At 72.4% G+C, this 25,408-nt stretch carries 21 protein-coding genes; 6 read left to right on the top strand and 15 right to left on the bottom strand.

Going from position 1 to position 25,408, the window contains the following annotated elements; all coding sequences use genetic code 11:
* Nucleotides 1-34: 34 nt before the first annotated feature.
* The 8 genes from ASD33_RS03020 to ASD33_RS02985 form a co-directional block, all read right to left on the bottom strand.
* Nucleotides 35-2,287 (bottom strand): VCBS repeat-containing protein, encoded by a 2,253-nt coding sequence (locus ASD33_RS03020; protein ID WP_056552688.1) that lies wholly within the window; start codon nt 2,285-2,287, stop codon nt 35-37.
* A 54-nt stretch (nt 2,288-2,341) separates the two neighbouring features.
* Complete coding sequence (locus tag ASD33_RS03015; RefSeq protein WP_056552686.1) at nt 2,342-4,612, bottom strand: VCBS repeat-containing protein; 2,271 nt, start codon at nt 4,610-4,612, stop codon at nt 2,342-2,344.
* A 111-nt stretch (nt 4,613-4,723) separates the two neighbouring features.
* Entirely contained in the window at nt 4,724-6,940 is a 2,217-nt protein-coding gene (locus tag ASD33_RS03010) for a VCBS repeat-containing protein (protein ID WP_056552682.1), read from the bottom strand.
* Nucleotides 6,941-7,020: 80 nt separating this feature from the next.
* A complete protein-coding gene (locus ASD33_RS03005; RefSeq protein WP_056552679.1) occupies nt 7,021-7,956 on the bottom strand; it encodes a VCBS repeat-containing protein in 936 nt (311 codons plus the stop codon).
* Nucleotides 7,957-8,215: 259 nt separating this feature from the next.
* Complete coding sequence (locus ASD33_RS03000) at nt 8,216-10,426, bottom strand: VCBS repeat-containing protein (RefSeq protein WP_056552676.1); 2,211 nt, start codon at nt 10,424-10,426, stop codon at nt 8,216-8,218.
* 100 nt (nt 10,427-10,526) lie between these two features.
* Nucleotides 10,527-12,809, bottom strand: coding sequence for a VCBS repeat-containing protein (locus tag ASD33_RS02995; protein ID WP_056552673.1), 2,283 nt, complete (start codon nt 12,807-12,809; stop codon nt 10,527-10,529).
* Nucleotides 12,810-12,961: 152 nt separating this feature from the next.
* A complete protein-coding gene (locus ASD33_RS02990) occupies nt 12,962-13,471 on the bottom strand; it encodes a DinB family protein (protein ID WP_056552670.1) in 510 nt (169 codons plus the stop codon).
* 94 nt (nt 13,472-13,565) lie between these two features.
* Nucleotides 13,566-13,964, bottom strand: a complete 399-nt coding sequence (locus ASD33_RS02985; RefSeq protein ID WP_056552668.1) for a DUF1992 domain-containing protein — start codon at nt 13,962-13,964, stop codon at nt 13,566-13,568.
* A gap of 163 nt (nt 13,965-14,127) precedes the next feature.
* On the opposite strand from ASD33_RS02985, the gene ASD33_RS02980 reads away from it, so the two are divergent.
* Nucleotides 14,128-14,964 (top strand): M23 family metallopeptidase, encoded by an 837-nt coding sequence (locus ASD33_RS02980; protein WP_056552665.1) that lies wholly within the window; start codon nt 14,128-14,130, stop codon nt 14,962-14,964.
* 154 nt (nt 14,965-15,118) lie between these two features.
* Here the strand turns inward: ASD33_RS02980 and ASD33_RS02975 are convergent, their stop codons facing one another.
* Nucleotides 15,119-15,322, bottom strand: coding sequence for a cold-shock protein (locus ASD33_RS02975; RefSeq protein WP_015035453.1), 204 nt, complete (start codon nt 15,320-15,322; stop codon nt 15,119-15,121).
* Between the two features lie 261 nt (nt 15,323-15,583).
* Here ASD33_RS02975 and ASD33_RS02970 point away from each other — a divergent pair, with 261 nt between their 5' ends.
* Nucleotides 15,584-16,456: a menaquinone biosynthesis protein gene (locus ASD33_RS02970; RefSeq protein ID WP_056552662.1), complete on the top strand. Its 873-nt coding sequence runs from the start codon at nt 15,584-15,586 to the stop codon at nt 16,454-16,456.
* A gap of 25 nt (nt 16,457-16,481) precedes the next feature.
* Here ASD33_RS02970 and ASD33_RS02965 read toward each other — a convergent pair whose 3' ends face one another.
* Entirely contained in the window at nt 16,482-17,522 is a 1,041-nt protein-coding gene (locus ASD33_RS02965) for an alpha/beta hydrolase-fold protein (protein ID WP_056552659.1), read from the bottom strand.
* 129 nt (nt 17,523-17,651) lie between these two features.
* On the opposite strand from ASD33_RS02965, the gene mqnC reads away from it, so the two are divergent.
* Entirely contained in the window at nt 17,652-18,866 is a 1,215-nt protein-coding gene (gene mqnC, locus ASD33_RS02960; RefSeq protein WP_056552656.1) for a cyclic dehypoxanthinyl futalosine synthase, read from the top strand.
* Between the two features lie 8 nt (nt 18,867-18,874).
* Nucleotides 18,875-19,474, top strand: a complete 600-nt coding sequence (locus ASD33_RS02955; RefSeq protein ID WP_056552653.1) for a hypothetical protein — start codon at nt 18,875-18,877, stop codon at nt 19,472-19,474.
* 12 nt (nt 19,475-19,486) lie between these two features.
* On the opposite strand, the gene ASD33_RS02950 is transcribed toward ASD33_RS02955, so the two are convergent.
* Both ASD33_RS02950 and ASD33_RS02945 read right to left on the bottom strand, forming a co-directional pair.
* Nucleotides 19,487-20,278 carry a hypothetical protein gene (locus ASD33_RS02950; RefSeq protein ID WP_157869981.1) on the bottom strand — a complete coding sequence of 264 codons (792 nt, stop codon included), beginning with the start codon at nt 20,276-20,278 and terminating at the stop codon, nt 19,487-19,489.
* Between the two features lie 10 nt (nt 20,279-20,288).
* On the bottom strand, nt 20,289-20,828 hold the full coding sequence (locus ASD33_RS02945; protein ID WP_056552649.1) for a SigE family RNA polymerase sigma factor: 540 nt from the start codon (nt 20,826-20,828) through the stop codon (nt 20,289-20,291).
* A gap of 136 nt (nt 20,829-20,964) precedes the next feature.
* Between ASD33_RS02945 and ASD33_RS02940 the strand changes: the two genes are divergently transcribed.
* Nucleotides 20,965-21,657, top strand: coding sequence for a demethylmenaquinone methyltransferase (locus tag ASD33_RS02940; protein WP_056552646.1), 693 nt, complete (start codon nt 20,965-20,967; stop codon nt 21,655-21,657).
* A gap of 72 nt (nt 21,658-21,729) precedes the next feature.
* Nucleotides 21,730-23,016, top strand: a complete 1,287-nt coding sequence (locus tag ASD33_RS02935; RefSeq protein ID WP_056552642.1) for a geranylgeranyl reductase family protein — start codon at nt 21,730-21,732, stop codon at nt 23,014-23,016.
* 3 nt (nt 23,017-23,019) lie between these two features.
* Here the strand turns inward: ASD33_RS02935 and ASD33_RS33640 are convergent, their stop codons facing one another.
* The 3 genes from ASD33_RS33640 to ASD33_RS02920 all read right to left on the bottom strand — a co-directional run bounded on the left by ASD33_RS33640 (nt 23,020) and on the right by ASD33_RS02920 (nt 25,136).
* On the bottom strand, nt 23,020-23,418 hold the full coding sequence (locus ASD33_RS33640; RefSeq protein WP_063991889.1) for a helix-turn-helix transcriptional regulator: 399 nt from the start codon (nt 23,416-23,418) through the stop codon (nt 23,020-23,022).
* Nucleotides 23,419-23,627: 209 nt separating this feature from the next.
* On the bottom strand, nt 23,628-24,569 hold the full coding sequence (locus tag ASD33_RS02925; RefSeq protein WP_056552640.1) for a hypothetical protein: 942 nt from the start codon (nt 24,567-24,569) through the stop codon (nt 23,628-23,630).
* A 150-nt stretch (nt 24,570-24,719) separates the two neighbouring features.
* The gene (locus tag ASD33_RS02920; RefSeq protein WP_157869980.1) at nt 24,720-25,136 is read right to left on the bottom strand and encodes a peptidase inhibitor family I36 protein; all 417 of its coding nucleotides are present in this window, start codon (nt 25,134-25,136) and stop codon (nt 24,720-24,722) included.
* Nucleotides 25,137-25,408: the final 272 nt, after the last annotated feature.

Raw genomic sequence — 25,408 nt, 5'->3', positions numbered from 1 at the left:
GGCCCGTGGGCCGGGGTCACTCGCCCCACCGGGATCAGGCGACGTTCCGGAACTTGGTGCCCTCGCCGTAGAACAGCTGGCCGTACGACTTCTGGCCGAGCGGCGCCGACCACAGGCCGGTGCCCATGTACACCTGCGGCTCGCGGCCGTACGCGACCAGCTCGGGGTGACCGTCCTTGTCGATGTCCCCGGCGCCGACGAGCTGGGTGTACGCGTTCCAGCCGCCGCCGATCTTCGTGCGCGGTGCGAAACCGCCCCTGCCGTTGCCGAGGAAGCTCCACAGCACGCCGGTGGTGTCGCGGGCGACCAGGTCACCGGCCGTACCGCCCGCGTAGTCGCCGACGGCGGTGATCTGGTTGTACGTGTTGAAGCCGCCGGCGGCGACCTTGACCCGGGCCGCGTAGGGGGCGTCCCACTTGCCGGTCGCCTTGTGCAGCCACAGCGCGCCCGCGCCGTCGACGGCCACGAGGTCCGGGCGGCCGTCGCCGGTCAGGTCGGAGCCCGCCGCGATCTTGTTGTACGCGCCCCAGCCGGGGCCGACCTTCGTCCGGGCCGTGAAGGTGCCGTCGCCCTTGCCGAGGAAGCTCCACAGGACACCGGCGGAGTCCCGGGCGACGAAGTCCCCGGCCGCACCGCCCGCGAGGTTCCCGGCGGCCTCGATCTGGTTGTACGCCTGGAAGCCCGCGCCGACCTTCACCGGCCCGGCCGAGTCGATGCCCTGGGACATCCGGCCGTGGAAGACGTCGTAGCGCCACAGGACGCCGGACGCGTCCAGGGCGAGCAGGTCGGGCGAGCCGTTGTCGTTGAAGTCGTGCGCGTTGGCCTTGCGGACGACCTTGAACGTGCCGGTCGCCTTCAGGGCCGGTCCGATGCCGTTCTTCGGGGTGGCGTCCAGCTCCCAGACGTAGTCGCCGTTGGGGGCGTGCTGCCAGCCGCTGCGGTCGTCCCAGGTGACCTGCAGCGTGCCGGTGCCGGAGGCCCCCTGGAGAGGCGAGTCGAAGGTCTGCTCGAGCACCGTCCTGCCCGTGCGGACGTGACGGAGCTTCACCGTGCCGGAGACCAGCTGCCGGGACAGCTGCCACCGCAGGGTCGCGGTGGAGTCGGCCTTGTCGAAGTCGACGACGGCCGGGACCTGGGTGTCGAGGAGGGTGAGCGCGGTCGGCCGGCCGGTGCTCGCGACCATGGTGACGGTCGGGGTGGCGCCGCCGGTGTCGGTGATCCGGTAGACGCCCTCGCCCTGCGCGACCGTACCGCCGCGCACGAGGATGCTGCCGTCGGGCGCGGCGACGGAGGAGTACGCCGCGTCGAGCAGCGTGGCCTTGACGCCGGTGGCGGGGTCGAGGGCGGTGAGCGCGAACAGCGGGTTCGGCGCGGTGGCCCAGTCGGCGTTGGGCACCGCGTACGTCAGCCAGCGGCCGGCGAACGCGAGCCGGGTGCTGGTGCCGGTGCCCAGGGGGATCGGCGTCCCGGCCGGTCCCGCGCCCTCGCCGTCGCGCTCCGCGTAGTGCAGGGTGGCGGACGTGTTCATCGTCTCCACCCACGCCAGGTGCGAGGCGGACTGGGCCGAGTCGGCGGAGTGGACCATGGTGCCGATCGCGCGCTTCTCGACCACCGAGGCGGAGGTGGTGTCGACGACGGCGAGGTAGTGGTGGACGACGGACTCCGCGTCCCGCGCCGTGTAGTGGACGAGCGCGCCGGTCGCCGAGGTCGCCTCGGCCCTGAGGATCCGGGCGTTGTCCGGAAGCCCGGTCACCAGCCGGTTGGAGGCCGCTTCGCTGCCGCGCGTCACGAGCCGCAGCTCGCCCGTGGAGGCCGTGTCGTTCCAGGACGACATGACCAGCGTCGAACCGGCCACGGCCTGGAGGGTGGACGCGCCGCTCGGCGTGAACGACTGGTACTCGAGGCCCGGCTGCGACATGTCGTACAGCCGGTAGGCGCTCCCGTTGGGCTCCTTGGTGACGACGACGTCGGAGAACCCGCCGTAGTAGACGCCCAGCGTGGGCAGCACCCGGGTGGTGCCGTCGACGGTGCTCGTCCACCGGTAGATCTGGTCGTAGAGCGGGGAGTCGGGGGCGGGGCCCGCGCTCAGGAAGCCGGACGGGCCCGCGCTGAGGACCGAGGAGGTGTCGGGGAGGGGTATCGGGGTGTCGGCCGTGGTGACCGTGCCCGCGACGGCCGCCGTCGGCGCGGCGACGGCCGGTGCGGCCAGGGCGCCTGCGCCGAGCGTGACGGCGAGCACGGCGGTCACGGCGGCGGTGAGCCGGCGCGAGGAGGGAGAGATGCGCACGTGAGTCCTTCGCTGAGAGGAGGGGGAGGAAGGTACGGAGGCCCGGAGGGCCGGTCAGGCGATCACGATGAACGGGCCGCCGTCGTTCGAGAGGAGTGGGCTCGCCGCCGGAGGCACCCGGAGCGGGGTCGCCCAGGCTCCCGTACCCCGGTATACGTACGCGCCGCCGGCCCCGTAACCGATCAGGTCGACGCGCCCGTCCTTGTCGAGGTCCCCGGCGCCGACGAGCTGGGTGTACGCGTTCCAGCCGCCGCCGATCCGGGTGCGCGGGGCGAAGGTGCCGTCGCCCTTGCCGAGGAAGCTCCACAGGACGCCGTCCCTGTCCCGGGCGAGGAGGTCACCGGCCGCACCGCCCGCGAGGTCGCCGACGGCGGTGATCTCGTTGTAGACGCCCCAGCCGACGCCCATCCGGGTCCGGGGCGCGTAGGGGGTGTCCCACTTGCCGGTGCCCTTGTGGAGCCAGAGGTCGCCGGCCTTGTCGACGCCGACGAGGTCGGGGCGGCCGTCGCCGGTCAGGTCGGACCCGGCGGCGATCGAGGCGTACGTGTTCCAGCCGCCGCCGATCCGCACGCGCGGGGCGAAGGTGCCGTCGCCCTTGCCGAGGAAGCCCCACAGCACGCCGGTGGTGTCCCGGGCGACGAAGTCGCCGTGGGCGGCGCCGCCGATGTTCCCGGTGGCCTCGATCCGGTCGTACGCCCGGAAGCCCTCGCCGATCTTCGCGCGCCGGGCGGCGACACCACCGGGCACCTGGACGTTCGGGTAGGTGTCGTCCCGGTACAGGAAGCCGGAGTAGTCCATGGCGAGCAGGTCGGTCGTGGTGTTGTCGTTGAAGTCGTGCGGGTACGTCCGCCGGGTCAGCTCGAAGCCGCCGGACTCGTGGACGTCCGGTCCGATGCCGTTGAGCGGCCGGGCGTCGAGCTGCCAGGTGTAGGCACCGGCGGGGGCGGTCTCGCCGGTGCCGGTCCTGCCGTTCCAGAGCATCTGGACGTAGCCGGTGCCGGACTCCGTGCGCCCGGCGGAGTCGTAGGACTCGGTCACCGTCCGGCCGGTGAGGACATGGCGCAGCGTCACCGTGACGCGGGCCTGGTACCGGGACAGCGTCCAGGTCAGGTTGGCGGCGCCCTGGTTGCCGTCGATGACCGCGAGGGCGGGCACGCCGGACTTCAGCAGCGTCAGGGCGGTCGGCTTCCCGGTGCTCGCGACGAGCGTGGCGGTGATCGTGTTCCCGTCGGCCGCGACCCGGTAGATCCCCTCGCCCCGGTCGACGGTGCCGCCGCGCACGAACAGGCTGCCGTCGGGCGCGGGGAGGGACGCCGAGGCGTGGTCGAGCAGGGTGACCCGGCTGCCGTCGACGGTGTTGAAGGCGGTCAGCGCGTAGCTCGCGGACGGGGCGGTGGCGGTGTCGCCGCCCGGGTTCGCGGAGGTGAGCCAGCTGCCCACGACGCCGATGTGGGTGTTGTTCCCGAGCAGGGCGGGCCCTTCGACGGCGGGCGCGGTGCCGTCGCCGCGCTCGGCGTACATCAGCGTGGCGGCGGGGCTGCTGGGTCCCTCGTGGTGCTCCACCCAGGCCAGGCGGGATCCGGAGGCGGCCATGTCGACGAAGTCGAGGGTGCCGGCGCTCACCTCGCGCCGCTCGACGACCGAGGCGGAGACGGTGTCGACGACGGCGAGGTAGTGGTGGACGGCGGCGTTCGCGTCGGCCGCCGCGTAGTGGACGAGCGCGGTGGAGGCCGAGGCGGGGACGACCCGCAGGACGCCGGCGTCGGCGGGCAGGCCGGTGACCGGGAGGTCGGTGCCGGTGTCGCCGTCCGAGCGGACGAGGCGGAGTCCGCCGGAGCCGTCCGCGGCGGTCGGGGCGACGAAGAGCAGCGCCGGGCCGACCGCGGCCCGGAGGCCGAGACCGGTGCGCGGGGTGACGGTCCGGTAGGTGTCGCCCGGGGACGCCATGTCGTACACGCGGTAGCTCCGGCCGCCGTCCGGGTCGCTGACGACGACCGTGTCGGAGAACCCGGCGAGCGCGGTGCCGTAGGAGGGGAACGTGCCCGGAAGCAGCCGGGAGGTTCCGTCCGCGGTGCTCGTCCAGCGGAGCGAGACGCGGTCCCCCGCCGGTTCGTCGGTGAGGAGACCGGACGCCCCGACGGCGCGGAAGCCCGCGGCGCCGGGGAGGGAGACCACGCCGTCGGCGGTGGTGGCGGCGGGCGCGGTGGCGGCCGGGGCGGTCGCCGGGGCGGCGAAGACGGGGGTGGACAGGGCGGTCGCCCCGAGGGCCACCGCGACGGCGACGGCGACGGCGGCGGTGAGGCGCTGCGAGGAGGAGACGGGCACAGGGGTCCTTGGAAGGGTGAGGTGTGCGGGGCGACCGGTCGGGGCGGGGCCGGTGTCGGCCGACGTACGACCCCGCCCGTCGGCCGACGGGCGGGGTCGTACGGGGTGGCGTCAGACGACGGAGTCGTACGGCACCGTGCCGAACGGCGCGGAGTCGGCCGCCTGGAAGGGGGCCGTCCACTGGCCCGTCCCCGTCTTCAGGTAGCCGCCGTTGTAGCGGTCGAACTCCAGGAGGTCGTTGCGCCCGTCGCCGTTGGCGTCACCGAGGCCGACGAGCCGGCGGTCGTTGGCGATCGTGCCGATCCGGTAGCGCCCGACGAACGTGCCGTCGCCCTTGCCGAGGAACAGCCAGACCGCGCCGCTCTTCTCACGGGCGAGGAAGTCCCCGTGGCCGGCGCCGCCGACGTTCCCGACGGCGGTGATGTCGTTGTAGATGCCCCAGCCCGCGGACACCTTCCGGCGCGCGCCGAAGGGAGCCGTGTCCTTGCCGGTGCCCGGGTGGACCCACAGGACGCCGGCCTTGTCGGTGCCGAGCAGGTCGGGGCGCCCGTCGCCGGTGACGTCGCTGCCGCCGGTGAGGAGGCTGTACGTGCCCCAGCCCGTGCCGACCCGGATGCGGTTGGCGAACGTGCCGTCGCCGCGGCCCTTGTGCAGCCACAGCACGCCGTACTTGTCGCGGCCGACGACGTCGCCGACACCGGAGCCGCCGAGGTTGCCGGTGGCCTCGATCCGGTCGTACGCCTGCCAGCCGGTGCCGACCAGGGCGCGCGGCGCGACCTTCCACACGTTCTGCCGGGTGTCCTCGTCGGGCCGGTAGAAGGTGTCCTGGCGCCACAGCCGGCCCTCGGCGTCACGGGTCAGGACGTCGGGGGTGCCGTTGTTGTTGAAGTCGTGCGGCTGGGTCCTGCGGAGGACGGTGAAGGCGCCGGAGGTGTTCAGGACCGGCCCGATGCCGTTCAGCGGCCGGGCGCTCAGCGTCCAGGTGTACGCGCCGGCGGGCGCGGGGCCCGTGGCGAGCTCCTCCGACCACTGGTACGAGAAGCCGGGGGTGTGGTACGGCAGGTCGGGGATCGCCTTGTGGGTGTACGTCTTGCCCGTGAGGGTGTGCCGCAGGGTGACGGTCCCCTCGACGTTGCCCCGCGTCAGCGGCCAGAACAGGTTCAGCGCGTAGGAGCCGAGGTCCGCGTTGAGGGTGGTGGGGACGGTGCCCCGGAGGCCCACGGCGGTCTTCTCGCCGAGCGCCTTGCGGAGCGTGGCCGCGGGGACGCCGTCGGTGCCGGGGGCGATGCGGAAGTAGCCCTCGTTCGTGGCGACGGAACCGCCGCGCACCACCGGGAGCCCGTCGGGGCCGACGGCCATCGAGGTGATGTGGTCGAGGAGCTTGCGGGTGGTGCCGGACGGCAGGTGGTACGCGGTCAGCGCGTGGTACGGGTTCGGTTCGAGGCTCTGGAGGCCGCCCGGCACGGCGCGGACCAGCCAGTCGCCGACGAACGCGAACGACATCGTGGCGGAGCCGCCCGGCAGCGGGATCGCCGTGGTGGCACCGGTGGTGCGGTCGGTGACCGTCACCGTCTTCGCCGTCGTGTCGAACCAGGCGAGACGCGTGGCGGAGAACGCGGCCAGGTAGGAGCCGGCCGGCTGCGCGTACGTCTTCGTGACCGCGCCGCTCGCCAGGTCGAGGACGCCGACGTGGGAGGTCGCGTCCGCGCCGGTGCCGGCGGTGTACGCCACGGCGGCCTGCCCGGGGAGGGCGTACGGCAGGATCCGGGCCGAGGAGGTGTCGGCCGGGAGACCGGTCACCGGCCGCCGGGTCACGCCCTCGCCCTCGCCGACGAGCATCTGGAGCGTGACGGTGCCCTGCTGGGCGCCGGCGACGGAGGCGAAGAGCGAGGAACCGGCGGCGCCGGCGTACTGGCTCTCCGGCAGGTTCTGCAGGTCCTTGCCCGTGGCCATGTTCCGCAGGAGGGCCGTGCCGGAGGGGTGCAGCGCGAGCAGGTCGCCGGTGAGCCCGGCCGCGTACACCCGGTCCGCGGGCGTGATGCCGGAGATCGGCCGCGCGACCCCGTCGGAGTACCGCGTCCAGGCGTAGTCGCCCTGGTAGTCCGCCTCGAACCCGGTCCCGCGATGGCTCACGAAGCCGGTCGCGTTGGCGGCGACGACGTCGTCGATGGACGGTCTCAGCTGGATGCTCATCGGCGCGACGGCGGAGGCCCCGGCGACGGGCGCGGCGGCCACGGGCCCGCCGGTCAGGACACCGGCACCGAGGGTGACGGCGAGGGTGACGGTGAGCGCCGCGGCGAGCCGGCGGCGGGAGGAGGAGAGACGCATGGGAGTCCTTGACGGAGGAGGCGGCAGGGGAAGTTGTGGGTCCGGCGGTGGGGCCGCGGACGAAGCGGCGGGGCCGGAGGTCAGAAGGTGGTGAAGCCGTTGAGGCCCGGCAGACCGAGGTCCTGCGGGGTGGTGTTCCTGAACGGAGCCCGCCAGTCGCCGGTGCCCAGGTGGATCTTCAGGCTGCCGGCGGGATGGGTGAAGGTGACCATGTCGGGGCGCCCGTCGCGGTTGATGTCGCCGACGCCGAGTACCACGGAGCCCGGCCAGGTGAGGCTGATCCTGGTGCGGGGCGCGAAGGTGCCGTCGCCCTTGCCGAGGTGGAGCCAGGCGGATCCGTACCCGTCGACGGCGACGACGTCGCCGGCGGGCCCGCCGGCGATGTTGCCCACGCCGGCGACGGAGTAGTAGACCCCCCAGCCCTTGCCGAGGTTCTTGCGTGCGGCGAGGAAGGGGGCGGTGTCCTTGCCGGTCCCCGTGTGGAGCCAGAGTTCGCCGGTGGTCGAGGAGATTCCGAGCAGGTCGGGCTTCCCGTCCCCGGTGATGTCGCTGCCGCCCACGAGCTTCTTGTAGACGTGCCATCCGGTACCGACGTTGATGGGCGCGCTGAAGGTGCCGTCACCGCGGCCCTTGTTGAGGTAGAGGACGCCACCGACCCGGGAGACGAAGTCGCCGACAGCGGAGCCGCCGAGGTTGCCCGTGGCGATGTGGAAGGGGTGGGAGAGCATGGGGTCGGTCTCGGCGGGGATGCCGGTGGACGCCCAGGCCCCAGCGGTGACCTTGCCCGTGGCCGGGTCGTACGCCGTGTCGGATCGCACCATGGTGGGCCGGTCGTAGGACTCGGAGAGCAGATCCGGCGTGCCGTTGCCGTTGAAGTCGTGCCAGGTCACCGGGGTGACCGGGGCCGTCGCGGCCGTGGCGGCCGGTGCGGACAGCGTGGCCACGCCGAGCGTGGCGGCGAGGACGGCGGTCACGGCCGTGGTGACGCGGCGGCGGGATGCGGTGATGTGACGCAAGAGAAACGTTCCTCCCCCAAGGAGGGTGCGCGGTGAAGAGCGCGGCACCCGGAAATTCGTGGCGCACGGCCCGTGAGGAAAGATCGCTCACGAGGTGCTGCAGGGTCAGACACATGATCGGGCCGGAGGGTTGTACGGCGGTTCACCGAATGTTCAGGGCGTCTCGCGGGAGCCCCGACGGCCCCTCCCCGGATGCCCAACTGCCCGCCCCCGAAGGCCCGGACGGGCGATCGGGGACGGGCGGCCGGAGCGGGGAAGGTCAGGCGACGGGGGAGTAGCCCCACACGAACGCCACACCCGTGAGCTGGCGGCCCTGGAACGGGGTCCGCCAGTCGTTCGTGCCGCGGAACAGGTACGAGTCCCCGCCGTACGTGTGCACGTACAGGTCGTTGCGCCCGTCGCGGTTCGCGTCGCCCACGCCGACCAGGTCGTCGTACACGTGGAACCCGGCGCCGATCTTCGTACGCGGCACGAAGCCGCCCCTGCCGTTGCCGAGGAAGCTCCACAGCACGCCGGACCTGTCACGGGCGACGAGGTCCCCGGCGGTGCCGCCCGCGATGTTGCCGACGGCGGTGATCTGGTTGTAGATGCCGAAGCCGACGCCGAGCCTCACGCGTCCCGAGTAGGGGGCCGTGTCCTTGCCGGTGCCCTTGTACAGCCAGAACACGCCCGCCTTGTCGATGCCGACGAGGTCGGAGCGGCCGTCACCGGTGAAGTCGCTGCCGCCGGTGAGCTGGTCGTAGGTGTTCCAGCCGCCGCCGATGCGGATGCGGCCCGCGAACGTGCCGTCCCCCCGGCCCTTGAACAGCCACAGCACACCGGTCTTGTCCCGCGCGACGAAGTCGCCGACGCCCGAGCCGCCGACGTCGCCGACGGCCTCGATCCGGTCGTAGATGTTCCAGCCGGTGCCGATCAGCGCCGGCTTGGGCGTCGAGGGCTCGACGAGCTGCCCGCCGTTGGCGTACGCCGAGTAGTTCGAGTCGTGCCGCCACAGGCGCCCGGCGGAGTCCCGCGCGAGGACGTCCGGGGTGCCGTTGTCGTTGAAGTCGTGCGGCGCGGGCTTCCGGACGACCTTGAAGGTGCCGGTCGCGGTCGTGGCCGGGCCGATGCCGTTGAGCGGGGTGGCGGTGACCGACCAGGTGTAGTCGCCGTTGGGGGCGCTCACCCGCGAGGGGCCCAGCTCGCCGTCCCAGTTCATCGTGACCCACGGGTTGTACGGGTGGGTCTCGTAGTGGGTCATGGTCAGACCGGTCCGCACGTGGCGCACCGTCATCCTCACGTCGACCGAGGTCCGGGACAGGTTCCAGGTGAAGGAGGCCCGGCCGCGGGTCTTGTCGAAGTCGACGACGGCGGGGACGTTGTTCGTCCCGATGACGACCTTGGTCGGCTCGCCGGTGGACGCCACGAGGGTGACCAGCGGGTTCCCGGCGCCGTCGGGGGCGATCCGGTACAGGCCCTCGCCCTGCGCGACCGTGCCGCCGCGCACCAGCAGGCTGCCGTCGGGCGCCGCCTCGGACGAGGTCAGGTGGTCGATCAGCTTGACCTTGGCCCCGGTGGCCGGGTCGATCGCGGTGGGCGCGTACAGCGGGTTCGTGGCGCCGGCGGAGAGGCCGCCGGCCTCGCCGTACACGACCCGGCCGCCGACCAGGCCGATCTGGACGCCGTACGCCGCCACGTCGCCCAGCGCGATGCGCCGGGTCGTGCCCGTGGCGCGGTCGAGGAGGACGACCGAGACCCGCTGGGTCGCGCTGGTCTCGGTCCACGCCACCCGGGTCGCGGAGACGGCGACGTCGCCGCCGAGCGAGGCGTTCGGGCGGTCGCGTATCTCGTCGACGACGCCGGTGGCGAGGTCGAGCATGCCCCACTTCTCCACCGTGCCCACGGTGAAGGTGACCAGGGCGTCGTCGGGGGTGCCGGGACCGACCGCGAGGTCGGTGGCACCCTGCGGCAGGCCGGTCACCGTGACCGGGCCGCCCTCCCCGGTGTGCTTCGTCAGCACCTCGGGTCCGTCGTCGGTCGCGACCGACGTGAAGACGGCGTCACCCGCCGCACCCGCGTACTGGGACCCGCCGCCCGCGAAGCCGGTCGGGACGTCCAGCACCGCACTGGTGCTCAGGTTCCGGAGCGTGACCTGGCGGCTGCCGACGAAGACCAGGTAGTCCGTGGTCCGCGAGGAGCGCAGCAGGACGCGGCCGGTGTACCCCGTCGACGCGCCGGTCGCGTACGAGGTCCAGCGGGTGTCGTAGGTGTCGGGGTTCTGCGAGAGGAAGCCGGTGACCCCGGCGCCCGTGACCTTGTAGTTCTTGGCGAAGGGGACGGCGGCGGCCGCCGTCGTGCCCGTCGTGGCCGTGACGGCACCGGCGGGAGCCGCGGTCGCCGGAGCCGTCAGGGCCCCGGCGCCGAGGGTCACGGCGAGGACGGTGGTGACGGCGACGAACAGCCGTCGGCGAGCGGTTCGGACGTGGGACAAGATCTGTCTCTCTCCCTGTGGGTGGGACTGAGCGTTCGTGAGGTTCGTGAGGGGTGACGCGAAGGGTCGCGGGCCGGGCGGGGAGCCCGGCGGGCGCGTGTCACCCGTAGAGGTCGAAGGGTTCCGTCGTGCTGCCGGACCGGACCGTGTACGCCTCCTGGCCCGGCCGCAGCGGCGCCCGCCAGTCGCCGGTCCCCCGGTAGAGGTACGCGTCCGAGACGGAGAGGTCGGCGCGGCCGTCCCGGTCGGCGTCCCCGAGACCCACCAGGTCCCAGTCGGCCCCCCAGCCGCCGCCGATCCGGGTCCGGGGCGCGAGCGTGCCGTCCCCCTTGCCGAGGTGGAGCCAGAGCACCCCGGCCCGGTCGCGGGCCACGAGGTCCCCGGCGGAGCCACCGGCGAGGTCGCCGACGGCGGTGATCTGGGTGTAGATCCCCCAGCCGACGCCGAGCTTCCGGCGCGCCGTGAAGGGGGCGGTGTCCTTTCCGGTGCCCGGGTGCAGCCAGAGGACACCCGCCTTGTCGGTGGCGAGGACGTCGGCCCGGCCGTCGCCGGTCAGGTCGCTGCCGCCGGTGATCCGGTCGTAGGTGTTCCAGCCGCCGCTGATCCGGATGCGGCCGGTGAAGGTGCCGTCGCCCCTGCCCTTGAACAGCCACAGCACACCGGTCTTGTCCCGCGCGACGAAGTCGCCGACACCGGAGCCGCCGAGGTTGCCGGTGGCCTCGATGCGGTCGTAGATGTTCCAGCCGCCGCTGACGACCCTGGAGTACGGCACGCTGAACTGCGTGGAGTACTCGACGCCGTACCGGGTGAAGAAGGAGTCGGCCAGCCACAGCCGGCCCGCCGTGTCCCGGGCGAGCAGGTCCGGCGCGCCGTCGCTGTCGAAGTCGTGCGGCTGCGTCCGGCTGCGGGTCACCGTGAAGGACCCGGAGGCGACGAGGTCCGGCCCGATGCCGTTGAGCGGCTTGGCGTCGATCCGCCAGGTGTACGCACCGGACGGCGCGGCCGTCGGCAGTTCCGGGAAGTCCTTCCGGTCGACGTCGCCCTGCCAGTCGAAGTGGGCGTACTCGAAGTCCGTGGCCTGCTCCGCGAGGGGCAGGACCGTCTCGGTCTTCGTGACCCCGGTGCCGGTGTGGCGCAGGGTCAGGGTCATCTCCACGTTGATCCGGGAGAGCCGCCACTTCAGGTCGAAGGACGGGCCCCGGCTCAGGTCGATCACCGACGGGATGCTGTGGCCCAGGAGCGCCACCCGCGTCGGCTCGCCGCTGGCGGCGACGAGCGTGGCGACCGGGACGCCGCCGGTGCCGGGCGCGATCCGGTACAGGCCCTCGCCCTGCGCGGCCGTACCGCCGTGGACACCGATCGCGTCGCCGGGCGCGTCGATGTCCGTCACCACGTGGTCGAGGAGCTTGCGGGTCGCCCCGGTGGTCAGGTCGCGGGCGGTCAGCGCGTACAGCGGGTCGGGTTCGTACTCCCGCAGGTCGCCGGGGCGCCCGTACGTCACCCAGTTCCCCACCAGGGCGACGGTGAGGTCACCCGTCCCGGCGCCGAAGCGCTGGACGGCGCCGGTGGCCCGGTTCAGCACGTTCACGGTGGTGGTGCCGGTCGCCGGGCGCTCGGCCCAGGCGACGTGCGTGGCCGAGAGGGCGACGCGGCCGTCCGCGGCCCGCTGGCGGTGCGTGGTGACGGCGGCGGTCCCGAGGTCGAGGACCGCCCAGTGGTGGCGGACCGCCGTCCCCGAACCGGTCCGGTACGTCAGCAGCACGTCGGTGCCCGCGGCTCCCGCGGCGTACACGTCGGTCGCGTCCGCCGGCAGCCCGGTCGCGGTCCGCTTGGCCGGCCCGTCGGCGCCCGGCGCGTAGAGGTCGAGGTTCTGGCCGCCGGTGGCGTTGCTCGTGGTGACGAAGAGGGTCGACCCCGCGGCACCGGCGCGCTGGGCGTTCGGCCCGGCCGCCGCCAGGTCGACCTGGAGCAGGTCGGTGGCCGTGGCCATGTCCCGGAGCGTGACGAGACTGCTCCGGACGTCCATCACCACGTCGGAGTCGCGCGAGCCGAAGACGTAGTGACCGGCGCGGAACGCCGTCGAGGACCCGTCCGAGAAGCGGGTCCAGCGGGCCGTGCCCTCATCGGTGGCGTCCCAGGTGAGGAAGCCGGTCTTCCCCAGACTCCAGAGCCACCCCTGCTTCGGGTACGGCACGGCGGCGGTGGCAGCGGTGGCAGTGGTGGTGGCCGTCGCGGCCGTCGACGCCGCGGCCGGGACGGCGGTCAGCACGCCCCCCACGGTGACGGCGAGCGCGGTGCCCACGGCGACGGCGAGCAGCCGGCCGGGCGCACGACGGCCCGGCGCGGACGGACGGACACGGGACGCACGAAAGCGGTACGACAAGACTGCGGTCCTCCCCGGGGTGGCCGCGCCGGCCGATGGCGGCGGCGGCGGCCGTGGCGCGCGGGGCGGCCGGTGGTGCCCCCCAACCGGAGCATCGCCTCGCACGAAAGTTCGGGGCGGACGCTACCAGCCGCTCCCGGCACCCGTCACGATCATTCCCGCCGCTCCACCACACCCCGCACGTACGCCGCCTGCCCCGCGTGCTGGAGATCGTCCGCGATCACCGAGACCAGCCGGACGCCCAGCGTGACCGGCGGATTCCAGGCGGTGTCGACCACCCGGTCCAGATCGGCGTTCGTCAGCGACCGCACCAGCTCCTCGGTCCGCGCGTGGACCGCGTCGTGATAGCCGAGGAGCAGCTCGCCCGGGGCCCGAACCGCCCCGACCTGGGCGCTCGTCTGGCCGTATCCGGTCGCCCGCTTCGGGAACGGCAGCCCGAACCGGTCCCGCCAGCCGTCCGCGTCCCAGAGCTGCTCCAGGCCGAACGCGTCCGCGAGGTGATCGTCCTGGACCCGGGTGAGGTGCCAGACGAGCCAGGCGATCGTGTTCGCGTCCGGATCGATCCGTGCGGCCAGCTCGTCGTCCGTGAGGCCGTCGACGGCCTCACGGACGGCCTCCCGCACCCGTCCGAACGAGTCGGCCAGCAGACCGGCGCTGTTCATGGGGACTCCTTCCGGTGACTCACGAGGACCCCTTCCGCGGCGCGCGAGGACCTTCGGCGGCTCGCGAGGGGCCCATCCGGCCGCCCGCCCGGGGTCAGGGACGCTCCGCCCGCCACCGCTCGACGACCGCGTCGACGTCGAACGGCCGCAGGTTCAGCGGAGCCCCGGCCGGCGGGCGCGCGAGGGCCTCGGCGATCTTCGTGTTGATCTCCCCGAGGATGCGGCGCACCTGGCTCTCCGAGACCGCCGAGGCCACCGCCGCCTCCGCGTCCTCGGCGGCCTTGCGCAGGGCCAGCGAGGGCGGCAGCACGGCCGCGCCCTCGCGGTGCATCTTGCCCTTGATCCACCACAGCTCGTCGTACGGGGCCCGGTCGTCGGAGAGCGGCTTGCCGAATCCCGGCAGGCTGCTGAACTCACCCCGCTCCGAGGCCTCGCGGATCTGCTTGTCCACGAACGACTCGAAGTCCACTCCCGGCGGCTTGCGTTCGGTCATGTGTCCAGACTACGTAAACACCTCGGAACGGGTGTGGTGTTCGCGGTCTACTGCGGCACGCGATCTTCCGGCACGCTGGGGCCGTTCAACGCGCGTCGACCCAGTCGAGACCCCGTACCCCGGCCCGGTACGCCCGGGCCCCACACCCCGTACCGGAGGACGCATGCGTGCCCGGATCACCCCGCTCGGCACCCTGCTCGCGCTCGTCGCGGGCCTGCTCACCGCGCTCGTCACCACGACCCCCGCCCAGGCCGCGCCCCTGTTCAAGGCCCCCTACCCCTGCGGCCAGACCTGGACCTACAGCCACCACTCCGCCGAGGTCCGCCAGGCCCTCGACTTCATCCGCTCCGACGGCGGCACGACCGCCGGCACCCCGGTCCTCGCCTCGGCGTCCGGCACCGCCTACCGCTACTCCCAGCCGGACGGCGCGGGCAACTACATCGCGATCGAGCACGGCGGCGGCTGGAAGACGTACTACTTCCACCTCAACGCCTACTCCGTCGCCAACGGCGCCACCGTCTCCCAGGGCCAGCAGATCGGCACCACCGGCAGCACGGGCAACAGCTCCGGCGCCCACATCCACTACGAGCAGCTCTACAACGGCGTCGGCCAGCCCATCGTGATCAACGGCGCCTCCCTCGCCCCCTACCCGGGCTCCTACGGCTCCAAGTCCCTGACCAGCGACAACGGCTGCTCGGGCGGCGGGGGCGGAAAGTACTGGGTGGACACCTTCGCCAACGCCACCGGCTACGCCCAGGCGAACACGAACGACCCGCAGGGCGTGCTGAACGCGGGCACGAACTACGTCTACTGCAAGGTCTGGGGCGCGGAGGTCCGCGACGGCTCCGGGAGCTTCAACCACTGGTGGCTGCGGACCGACCTGGACACGGTCTACGCCGGGAAGAACGGTCGCGGAGCGTACGTCTCCGCGTACTACCTGTCCCGCTGGGGCAACGACGAGGCCCGCGACAACAACGGGACGGTCATCTCCGACTGCTGAGCGGCCGGGTCCGCCGAGCGGCCCCGCCCGGTCACCCCTCCGGCCGACTGCCCGGCCGCCCGGATAAGGGCAGGAGCCCCGCTCGTGCCCGAAGACACGGAGCGGGGCTCCTTGGGTACTGCTCTAGTCGTGCGTGTTCGCCGACCCAGGCACCTTAGGCCGGGGAGACGTTCTCCGCCTGCGGGCCCTTCGGGCCCTGCGTGACGTCGAAGGTCACGAGCTGGTTCTCCTCGAGCGAACGGAAGCCGTTCGCGTTGATCGCGGAGTAGTGGACGAAGACATCCGGGCCGCCGCCGTCCTGGGCGATGAAGCCGAAGCCCTTTTCAGCGTTGAACCACTTCACGGTTCCGGTAGCCATGAGCCCTCCTATGGGCCAAAGGGTCGCCCTGCTCCAGAACCTGCAAACAAGTCTGAAAACTACAAAAGCCTGCGGGTCACATGCTCCGCAGGCTCTGTACTGCAAGGGAAACCAAACTGCAACTTGCGTTGAGCGTAGCACGCAGGACGCTCAGAACGGTAGAGGGAAAGATCACGTCACCCGCATGTTTGATCTCGCTCCGTGTGCTGACGCGCGTGCCCCGGCGATGCCCACGGGACGAGACGGGTCTAGCCTCACGATGTGGACAATGCAACCGACGACCAGCAGCGCAGCCGGCCCCGCGTCGGGCACATCCAGTTCCTGAACTGCCTCCCCCTCTACTGGGGTCTGGCCAGAACCGGAACGCTTCTGGATCTGGAGCTCACGAAGGACACCCCGGAGAAGCTCAGCGAGCGGCTCGTCCGCGGCGACCTCGACATCGGGCCCATCACCCTCGTCGAGTACCTCCGCAACGCGGACGACCTCGTCGCCCTCCCCGACATCGCCGTCGGCTGCGACGGACCCGTCATGTCCTGCGTGATCGTCTCCCAGCTGCCGCTGGAAGAGCTGGACGGGGCGCGCGTCGCGCTCGGTTCGACCTCCCGCACCTCCGTACGCCTCGCACAGCTGCTCCTCGCCGAGCGGTACGGGGTGACGCCCGACTACTACACCTGCCCGCCGGACCTCGGCCTGATGATGCAGGAGGCGGACGCCGCCGTCCTCATCGGCGACGCCGCCCTCCGTGCCTCGCTGCACGACGCGCCCCGGCTCGGCCTCCAGGTCCACGACCTGGGGCTGATGTGGAAGGAGTGGACGGGCCTCCCGTTCGTCTTCGCCGTCTGGGCGGCGCGCAAGGACTACCTGGCGCGCGAGCCGGAGACCGTCCACGAGGTGCACCGGGCCTTCCTGGCCTCGCGCGACCTCTCCCTGGAGGAGGTCGCCAAGGTCGCGGAGCAGGCCGCCCGCTGGGAGACCTTCGACGCCGAACTCCTGGAGCGGTACTTCCGTACCCTCGACTTCCGCTTCGGCCCCGAGCAGCTCGCCGGGGTCCGTGAGTTCGCCCGCCGCACCGGCCCCACGACCGGCTTCCCGGCGGACGTCGCGGTCGAACTCCTCCCGCCCGAGCACCACTAGGGGGCGTCCGGCGCCCGGGCGGGGCTCACGCCCGGTCCGGCACCGGGGGCTGGAGCCGGCGGCTGATCCACTGGATCGTGCCGTCCTCCAGCCCCCGCATGTACGTCCGGGCGTTGTGCCCGCCGTCCGGTATCACCTGGAGCCGGCTCTTCACCGGCCCCTTGGTGTACTTCCGCATGAACCGCCGTACGTCCGGCGCGATCCCGGTCTCCCGCGAGCCGAGCTGGAACGCCAGGTACACCTCGTTCCACGGCGTGTCCGGCCGCCGGACCAGCCGACCGGCAAGCCGCCCGGGGTCGTTCGCCCGCCGCGCCGCCTCGTGCCCGCGCCACAGCGGCGAGTCCGGAACCGTGTCCGGCCCCGAGGCGATGACGGCCTTGAACCGGTCCGGATGCTGGAGCACCGACTTGAGCCCGACGAAGCCGCCGGAGGACGAGCCCATGAACGCCCAGCCGTCCCGCGAGGCGAACGTCCGGAAATTCGCGCGGACGAAATCCGGTACGTCCTCCGCGATCCAGGTCCCCATTCTCGGCTGCCCCGGAATATCGCTGCCGTCGTAGTAGTGGTCGAAGTTCGGGTTGAGGACGGGCATCACGACGATGAACGGAAGGCTCTTTCCCTCCCGGGACCACCGGGAGATGCCCGACTCCAGTCCGAGATCCGTGCCCATCCAGTAATTCACCGGATATCCGTGCCCGCCCGGCAACGCCTCCAGGACCGGGAAGCCGCTGTGCGCGTAAGCCGGGTCGAAATACTGCGGAGGCGCCCACACCCACACCTTGCCCGTGAAACCGGACTTCCGCCCGCGCAGCGTCGTGACCCCGATGCGGGTGCCGTCCTCGACCTCCCCGGCGACCGTGAACCGCGCCCGGGGGCCACGCGGATAGACGGTCACCGGCTGCCCCGGCGCCGCCTTCGGCCCCGAGGACGGCCCGCCGAACATGAACGGCTCGTCCTTGCCGTCGTCGCAGCCGCCGAGCAGCGTGAGCGGTACGGCGAGCGCGAGGCCCGCGGCGAGGGAGCGGACGGCGGCGGCCGGGCGGGACCTCCGGGGCGTGCGTGCCATCGGGCGACTCCGGTTCCTTCGGGGCAGATCGGGTGATTCCGAAGGAGGAGAGGGGCGCGGAGCCCGGAAGGTTGCCCTGGCGTACGCTGGTTCTGACTGCTCAGAACCCCTCCGAAAGGGACACAACCGGTGACCGAGAAGGCCGAACTCACGTCGATTGATGTCGCAGCCGTTCTCGACCGCGCTGCCGCGGGCGGCCGGATCACCCCCGAGGAGGCGCTCGACCTCTACCGCTCGGCGCCGCTGCACGCGCTGGGCGCCGCCGCCGACGCGGTGCGCCGCCGCCGGTACGCGGGGACCGAGCACATCGCGACGTACATCATCGAGCGGAACATCAACTACACGAACGTCTGCGTGACGGCGTGCAAGTTCTGTGCCTTCTACGCGGCCCCCAAGGACACGAAGAAGGGCTGGACCCGCGACCTCGACGACATCCTGCGCCGCTGCGCGGAGACCGTGGAGCTCGGCGGCACCCAGATCATGTTCCAGGGCGGCCACCACCCCGACTTCGGCGTCGAGTACTACGAGCAGCACTTCGCCGCCATCAAGGCCGCGTTCCCGCAGCTGGTCATCCACTCCCTCGGCGCGTCCGAGGTCGAGCACATGGCCCGGATCAGCGGGGTCTCCGTCGAGGAGGCCATCACCCGGATCCACGCCGCCGGCCTCGACTCCTTCGCGGGCGCCGGCGCCGAGCTGCTGCCCGCACGGCCCCGCAAGGCCATCGCCCCCCTCAAGGAGAGCGGCGAGCGCTGGCTGGAGATCATGGAGATCGCCCACAAGCTGGGCGTCGAGTCCACCTCCACCATGCTGATGGGCACCGGCGAGACCAACGCCGAGCGGATCGAGCACCTGCGCATGATCCGTGACACGCAGGACCGGACGGGCGGCTTCCGGGCCTTCATCCCGTACACGTACCAGCCCGAGAACAACCACCTCAAGGGCCAGACGCAGGCCACCCTCTTCGAGTACCTGCGGATGATCGCCATCGCCCGGCTGTTCCTCGACAACGTCGCCCACATCCAGGGCTCCTGGCTCACCACCGGCAAGGAGGTCGGCCAGCTCTCCCTGCACTACGGCGCCGACGACCTCGGCTCGATCATGCTGGAGGAGAACGTCGTCTCCTCCGCCGGTGCCAAGCACCGCTCCAACCGCCTGGAGATCATCGACCTGATCCGCAAGGCGGGCCGCGTCCCGGCGCAGCGCGCCACCACGTACGAGCACCTCGTCGTCCACGACGACCCGGCGAACGACCCGGTCGACGAGCGCGTCGTCTCCCACCTGTCGTCCATCGCGATCGAGGGCGGCACGGCCCACCCCGAGCTGAAGCTCCTCGACGCCAACTGAGGCCCACGGTGCCGACCCTCCACGCCGCAGAGGCGTCCCCCGAGACCGCCGTCCTCGTCGACGGCGCGCACATCGCCGCCCTCGGCCCGTACGAGGAACTGGCCGCCGTGCACGAGGACGCCAAGCTGCGGCTGTGGCCGGGCATCCTCACGCCCGGCCTGCTCAACCCGTACGGGCCCGAGCTGCTCGAAGCCACCTACCACCCGGACCCCCGCGAGGCCGAGGAGTTCGGCACCCGGCCGATCCACGGCGAGCGGGCGCGCGAGATCCTCGACGCCGACCCCGCGCGGCCCGGCGCCTCCGCGCGGCGCGGAGTGCAGCGGCTCCTCGCGCACGGGATGGTGGCCGTCGCCGGAGAACTGCGCGGCCGGGCCGCGCAGGACGCGGTCCGCAGGGCCGGGCTCGTCGTCGGACGGCGCCCCGCCACGATGCCCGGACCGCCCTCCCTCGCGCCGAGGCCCCTCGTCCTGCTGCCCCGTCTGGCGGTCGGCGGCCCGGCACGGTTCGCCGTGTTCGACGTCCCCGACCGGGAGACCCTGGTCCGGCTGGGCCCGGCCACCTGCGTGGCGACCGTCCTCGGCGGCCGGCTGGTCTTCCGCCGCCGCTGAGCCCGCCCGGGCTCAGCCGCCCCTGACCGGGGCGCCCTTCTTCTGCACCGGGTAGGCGTCCGCGTACTTCAGCAGGTCCGTGAAGCGCGGGTCGCGCACGACGGCGAGCAGCTGGTCCGGCGTCACCGGCGCCGAGGCCCCGGCCGACGGGTCGACCGAGAGCAGCACACTGCTCCGGCCGTAACGGGTGACGACCCTGGACCCCAGGGTCCCGGGATCGTTCACCGCCATCCCGTACACCTGGGCGGTCCTGCCCCCGTCGAGACCTGCCTCCTCGCAGGTCGTCCGCTTCGACGGGATGTTCCGGCAGTCCGGGAGGCGCTCGTTCTCCGCCGGCCGGACGGACAGCTTCACCGGGAAGACCGTGCCGCCGGCGGTGATCCGGTACGAGGACACCTCGTCCGCGACCGGCCGGACGTCCGAGACGGACGCCGGGAGCAGTTCGTCGAGGAGCGCCGACACCTGCTGCTGGAACTGGGCGCGGCGCGCGCCCTCCTCGGCGGACACCTTCTCGGGCGGCGTCTGCCCGGGAGTCGGTTCGACCCGCACCGGCGTGCGGTACGCCGAGGGGAAGGCCGCCGGGGGCGACGCGGGCAGGGCGGTACCGGGGTCCGCGCCGGGCAGCAGGGTGAGTCCGAGCGCGGCGGCGGTGACCGTGCCGAAGACACCTCCGGCGACGGTGAGCCGGGCCCGCGCACGGCGTCTGCGGCCCTGCCGTACGGCGACGGGCACGAGGTCGGGAAGGGGGGGAAGCTCCTGGGCCGTGCGGTCCATGGCACGGCGGAGCATCGTTGCGTCGTCCACTCGGGGTGCCTCAGCTTCCGATGGCGTGGTGGAGGTGGGGATCGGCGGTGTAGAGGTGTGGGTCGCCCAGCTGTTCCCGGAGCCGGGCCAGTGAGCGCGAGCACTGGCTTTTGACCGTCGCCTCGCTGCAGCGCAGGAGCGAGGCGACGGTCTCCACACTCAGGTCCTCCCAGTACCGAAGGACGACCATGGCGCGGGCTCTGGGCGGGAGCTCGGCGAGCGCGGCGAGCAGCGTGACCCGGAGGTCGGGCTGCTCGGTGGTCCGCGCCGGTCCGAGCCCGCCGGTCCTGGTGAAGGCGAGCAGATCGCGCAGGCGGCGACGCCGCTCGGCCAGGAACGTGCGGGTGAGCACGGTCTTGGCGTAGGCGTGCGGATGTTCCGCCGCCCCTGCCCGCCGCCAGTGCTGGAAGAGTTTGGCGAGCGTGGTCTGCGTGAGGTCGCGGGCGGTCTCCGCGTCCCCGCACAGCAGGTACGCGGTGCGGTACAGCCGCGTCTGCGCGGACCGGGCGAACTCCTCGAACCCGATGTCCGAGCCAAGCGGTGACGGCATCTCGTTCCCTTCGTCAGCACTGTCACCCTTCCTTGAGCGCGCTCGCCGCGAAAAGGTTGAAAGGAGCTCCGGGAAAATCTTCCGGGGGCCGGGGCCGGTCCCCGCCCGGCAGGGGGGCGGCTGCCACAATGGCCGGGTGAGCCGAGCATCCCTGGACAAGCAGCCGCACGAAGTCGCCTCGATGTTCGACGCCGTGGCGGCGAACTACGACGTCACCAACGACGTCCTGTCCCTCGGGCAGGACCGGCGCTGGCGCAAGGAGGTCGCGAAGGCGGTCGACGCGCGGCCCGCGCAGAAGGTCCTCGACCTGGCCGCCGGGACGGCGACCTCCTCACAGCCCTTCGTGCGGGCGGGCGCGTACGTCGTCCCGTGCGACTTCTCCCTGGGCATGCTGCGGGTCGGCAAGAAGAACCACCCGTGGATGCCGTTCACGGCGGGCGACGGCACGAAGCTGCCGTTCCGCGACGACGTCTTCGACGCCGTCACCATCTCCTTCGGGCTGCGGAACATCCAGGACACCGACCAGGCGCTGCGCGAGCTGTACCGGGTGACCAAGCCGGGCGGCCGGGTCGTCATCTGCGAGTTCTCGCACCCCACCTGGAAGCCGTTCAGGACCGTGTACGAGGAGTACCTGATGCGCGCGCTGCCGCCGGTGGCCCGCGCCGTCTCCTCCAACCCCGACGCGTACGTCTACCTCGCCGAGTCCATCCAGACCTGGCCGGACCAGCCGGCCCTGGCCGGTCTGCTCCGCAAGGCCGGCTGGTCGAAGGTGGCGTACCGGAACCTGACGGGCGGCATCGTCGCCCTGCACCGCGGTTTCAAGGCCTGAGCCCGCCCCGGCGAACCCCCGCAATAGACTTCGACCACCCCTTTTTTCCTCGACCCCTCCGGGAGATCCGCCGTGACCGAGCAGCCCCTCTCCGAGCACAGCGCTGATGTGATCGTCGTCGGGGCGGGCCCGGCCGGCTCCACCACGGCCTACTACCTGGCGAAGGCCGGACTCGACGTCCTGCTCCTGGAGAAGACGGCGTTCCCCCGCGAGAAGGTCTGCGGCGACGGGCTCACCCCGCGCGCCACCAAGCAGCTCGTCTCCATGGGCATCGACATCTCCGAGGAGGCCGGCTGGCTGCGGAACAAGGGCCTGCGGATCATCGGCGGCGGGGTGCGCCTCGAACTCGACTGGCCGGAGCTGGCCTCGTACCCGGACTACGGTCTGGTCCGCAAGCGCGACGACTTCGACGAGCAGCTCGCCCGGCAGGCACAGAAGGCCGGCGCCCGGCTGTACGAGCGCTGCAACGTGGGCGCGCCGGTCATCGACGACCGCACGGGCCGGATCACCGGCGTCCACGCCAAGCTGGGCGAGGAGAAGCGCGAGGTCACCTTCCACGCGCCGCTCGTCGTCGCCGCCGACGGCAACTCCACCCGGCTCTCCCTCGCGATGGGCCTGCACCGGCGCGAGGACCGGCCGATGGGCGTCGCCGTCCGCACGTACTTCACCTCGCCCCGGCACGACGACGACTACCTGGAGTCGTGGCTGGAGCTGTGGGACCGGCGCGGCGCGCAGGACCGGCTGCTGCCCGGCTACGGCTGGGTCTTCGGCATGGGCGACGGCACGTCCAACGTCGGCCTCGGCATCCTCAACTCCTCGAAGGCCTTCCGCGAGCTGGACTGGCGCGAGGTCCTCAAGGCCTGGTGCGCCTCGATGCCGGAGGACTGGGGCTTCACCCCGGACAACATGACGACGCCGATCCGGGGCGCCGCCCTCCCGATGGCCTTCAACCGCCAGCCGCACTACACCCGGGGCCTGCTGCTCGTCGGTGACGCGGGCGGCCTGGTCAACCCCTTCAACGGCGAGGGCATCGCGTACGCCATGGAGTCGGGCCAGATCGCGGCCGACGTCATCGTCCAGGCGCACGCGCGCGCGACCCCCGCCCAGCGCGAACTGGCCCTGCGGAACTACCCGCAGGTCCTCAAGGACACCTACGGCGGGTACTACACGCTGGGCCGCGCCTTCGTGAAGCTCATCGGCAACCCGAAGGTCATGAAGATCGCGACCCAGCGCGGACTGACGCACCCGCTCCTGATGAAGTTCACGCTGAAGATGCTGGCCAACCTGACCGACCCCACGGGCGGGGACGCGATGGACCGCATCATCAACGGTCTGTCGAAGGTGGCCCCGAAGGCCTGACCGTCAGGCGCAGCTCTTGACGGCGGCGAACCGCCGCGTCACGGCGGGCCGGGGGACGATCGCGCGGGGTTCCGCGCTCGCCGCCGGTCCGTCGTGACGACAGAGACGGCAGGGCCGGACCGTCTCGGTGAGCAGGGCGAGCAGATGGAGCTGGGCGCGCGACAGACCGCCCAGCTTCTCCCGCATGTTGGTGACGTGGAACTTGACGGTGCGCTCGGTGATGCCGAGCTGCTCGGCGAGGTCCGTGTTGGACTCTCCGCCGGGCATCGCCGACAGGACCTCGATCTCGCGTTCCGTCAGGAGGTCCAGGTGGCGCAGGGCGGTGGTGACCGGGTTGATCCGGGCCGCTCGTGTCTCGCCCTCGCCTAATCCCGGTCCGCAGTACGGGCAGTGACGAAGCATGTGTCCCCCCCAGAGACGGCGTTCGTTGGACGTGGTGCGAGGGAACCGAGCCGGTCGGTTCCTCTCGGGAACGGTAACCGGATCGCGTCACGAAAGGTTGCCCGTGACGGCGGGACGGGACGTCCCAGGGACGTCCCGTCGGCCGGAAAACGACGTCGGGCCCCCGGCGCGACGTGCGCCGGGGGCCCTTCCGATGTCGTGGTGGCGGGTCAGCCCGCGGTGGCGGCCGCCAGCCTCAGCCGCTCGTTGAGCTCGGTCTTCGCCTGGTTGAGCGCCTCGGCGTTCTGCTCGATGCTCCGCTTCTGGTAGGCGCTCTCGACGGTGAACCAGATCCCGACGAGGTTGGCCTTTTCCTTGCAGGCGACGTCCTGCTTGGCGGCGGCGACGGCCCGGGGGCTCCCGTAGCTGTTCGGGTCGAGCTTCAGGTCGCTCTGCGGGCTGACGGGCTCGTCGACCTTGTAGCCCTTCTCGGCCATGCAGGCGGACCAGGCCTTCACGGCGGCGACGACCCGGGAGTCCTCGCGGGAGCGGGAGTTGGCGTCCATCACCATGTTGGTGACGAACATGCTGTCCAGCGTGCCCTTCTTCGGCGCGTAGACCGTGAGGTAGCCCTCGCGGAGGCAGCCGCCGACGGGCACCTTCTTCCCGGCGAGGGTCTTGCCGCTGTCCACGGCCGCGGCCTCCTCCAGGCTCATCGGCTGGGGGCCCTTGTACTCGGGGCCGTTGAGGGCGAGCCTGCCGGACTCGGTCAGCGTCTGGACGGCCGGCTTGGCGGGCGGCTGGGCTCCCCGGTTCGGGGTGTAGCCGTAGCGGGCGGCGACGGTGGCGTCGGTCAGGCCGTAACGCCGGGAGTCGGAGGACCGGCCGACGGGTGCGGGGGACACGGGCATCTCGTACGTGAAACCGAAGCGCGCCATGCAGTCGCTGGTCACCCGGGCCTGGGCCCGCTCCAGCGTGCGGCGCTGCTCGTCGGTGGTCGCGTAGCCGTCGAGCGGGAAGGAGAGCCCGGTCGTGGAGAGCAGCCGGGGGACCGTCCCGGTCTCCGGCTCCTTCGCGGAACTGCCGCCGCCACCACCGGACTCGGAGGAACAGGCGGTGAGGAGCGCGGCGCTCAGCAGGAGAACGGTCGCGCGGGCGGCGAGTGGACGCATGGGGCTGCTCCAGGGGCGGGTGCGTGTCTACCATGGGAGCAGCCGTTGCTCTGCCCGCCTCTTTCGGGCGGAGCAACGGCTGCCTCGGTGGTGCGTGCCGGGGTCCGGGAACTACGCCGGCGGTTCAGCTGGTGGTGCGGACCCTGAGGATCAACGGGCCTTGTAGTGGTACGCGGAGGAGATCTGGTTCTTGAACGTCGTGGACGCGTTGCCGACGTAGCCGGGGGGCAGGCTGCCCTCGATGCCACCGGCGTAGGCGTCGGTGTAGACGTACCACGTCAGGGAGTCGGCGTTGTGGTACGAGGCGGTGTTGTCGTTCACCGGCTGGCCGGCGCCGTTGCCGGGACCCGGGAACCAGTCGTCCGAGAAGTTGTCGTCCGCGATGTAGAGATCGAAGACGGCTCCGGCCTGGTTGGAGTTGTAGTACAGGCCGAGCTCGCCGCTCTCCAGGTAGCCGTTCTTGCCGGTCGCGGCGGAGGCCGAGCCGGCGGTGGCGAGCGCGCCGGCGCCGATGGCGACGAGCGCGACGGCCGTGGCGGCCACGCGACGGAGTGCAGTGCGCTGCATGTCGATGCCTTTCACATAGCTGTTGCTGAGGGGTTCGTTGTGGCCCGGAGTGGGCCGGTCTCCATACGAACATCGCCAACTCGACCGCGTCCACTGTCCGTTGAGACAGTTACCGGCGAGGCCACCCGCGGGCTATCCTCGGCCATGTCCAAGCGCCCGCCGGGCGCCGGAGACCCACCGCGCAGAGGCCTTGTACGTGGCGTAGCGCAACGCCGCGTCGGCCTCCTCACGCGCGTTCCCTGGAGACGCCCCGTGACGGGAATCCCCGTCGG

It is taken from the genome of Streptomyces sp. Root1304 (assembly GCF_001426405.1).
Taxonomy (GTDB): domain Bacteria; phylum Actinomycetota; class Actinomycetes; order Streptomycetales; family Streptomycetaceae; genus Streptomyces.
Note: the sequence above shows the minus strand (reverse complement) of the source record. Positions and strands in the feature narration are given on the sequence as shown.

Coding starts and splice junctions, on each gene's coding strand:
- ASD33_RS02985 (WP_056552668.1), bottom strand. CDS start 13,964: ATGACCGAACGCAAGCCGCCGGGAGTGGACTTCGAGTCGTTCGTGGAC.
- ASD33_RS02920 (WP_157869980.1), bottom strand. CDS start 25,136: ATGCAGCGCACTGCACTCCGTCGCGTGGCCGCCACGGCCGTCGCGCTC.
- ASD33_RS33640 (WP_063991889.1), bottom strand. CDS start 23,418: ATGCTTCGTCACTGCCCGTACTGCGGACCGGGATTAGGCGAGGGCGAG.
- ASD33_RS02965 (WP_056552659.1), bottom strand. CDS start 17,522: ATGGCACGCACGCCCCGGAGGTCCCGCCCGGCCGCCGCCGTCCGCTCC.
- ASD33_RS02990 (WP_056552670.1), bottom strand. CDS start 13,471: ATGAACAGCGCCGGTCTGCTGGCCGACTCGTTCGGACGGGTGCGGGAG.
- ASD33_RS02975 (WP_015035453.1), bottom strand. CDS start 15,322: ATGGCTACCGGAACCGTGAAGTGGTTCAACGCTGAAAAGGGCTTCGGC.
- ASD33_RS02945 (WP_056552649.1), bottom strand. CDS start 20,828: ATGCCGTCACCGCTTGGCTCGGACATCGGGTTCGAGGAGTTCGCCCGG.
- ASD33_RS02925 (WP_056552640.1), bottom strand. CDS start 24,569: ATGCGTCCACTCGCCGCCCGCGCGACCGTTCTCCTGCTGAGCGCCGCG.
- ASD33_RS02980 (WP_056552665.1), top strand. CDS start 14,128: ATGCGTGCCCGGATCACCCCGCTCGGCACCCTGCTCGCGCTCGTCGCG.
- ASD33_RS03010 (WP_056552682.1), bottom strand. CDS start 6,940: ATGCGTCTCTCCTCCTCCCGCCGCCGGCTCGCCGCGGCGCTCACCGTC.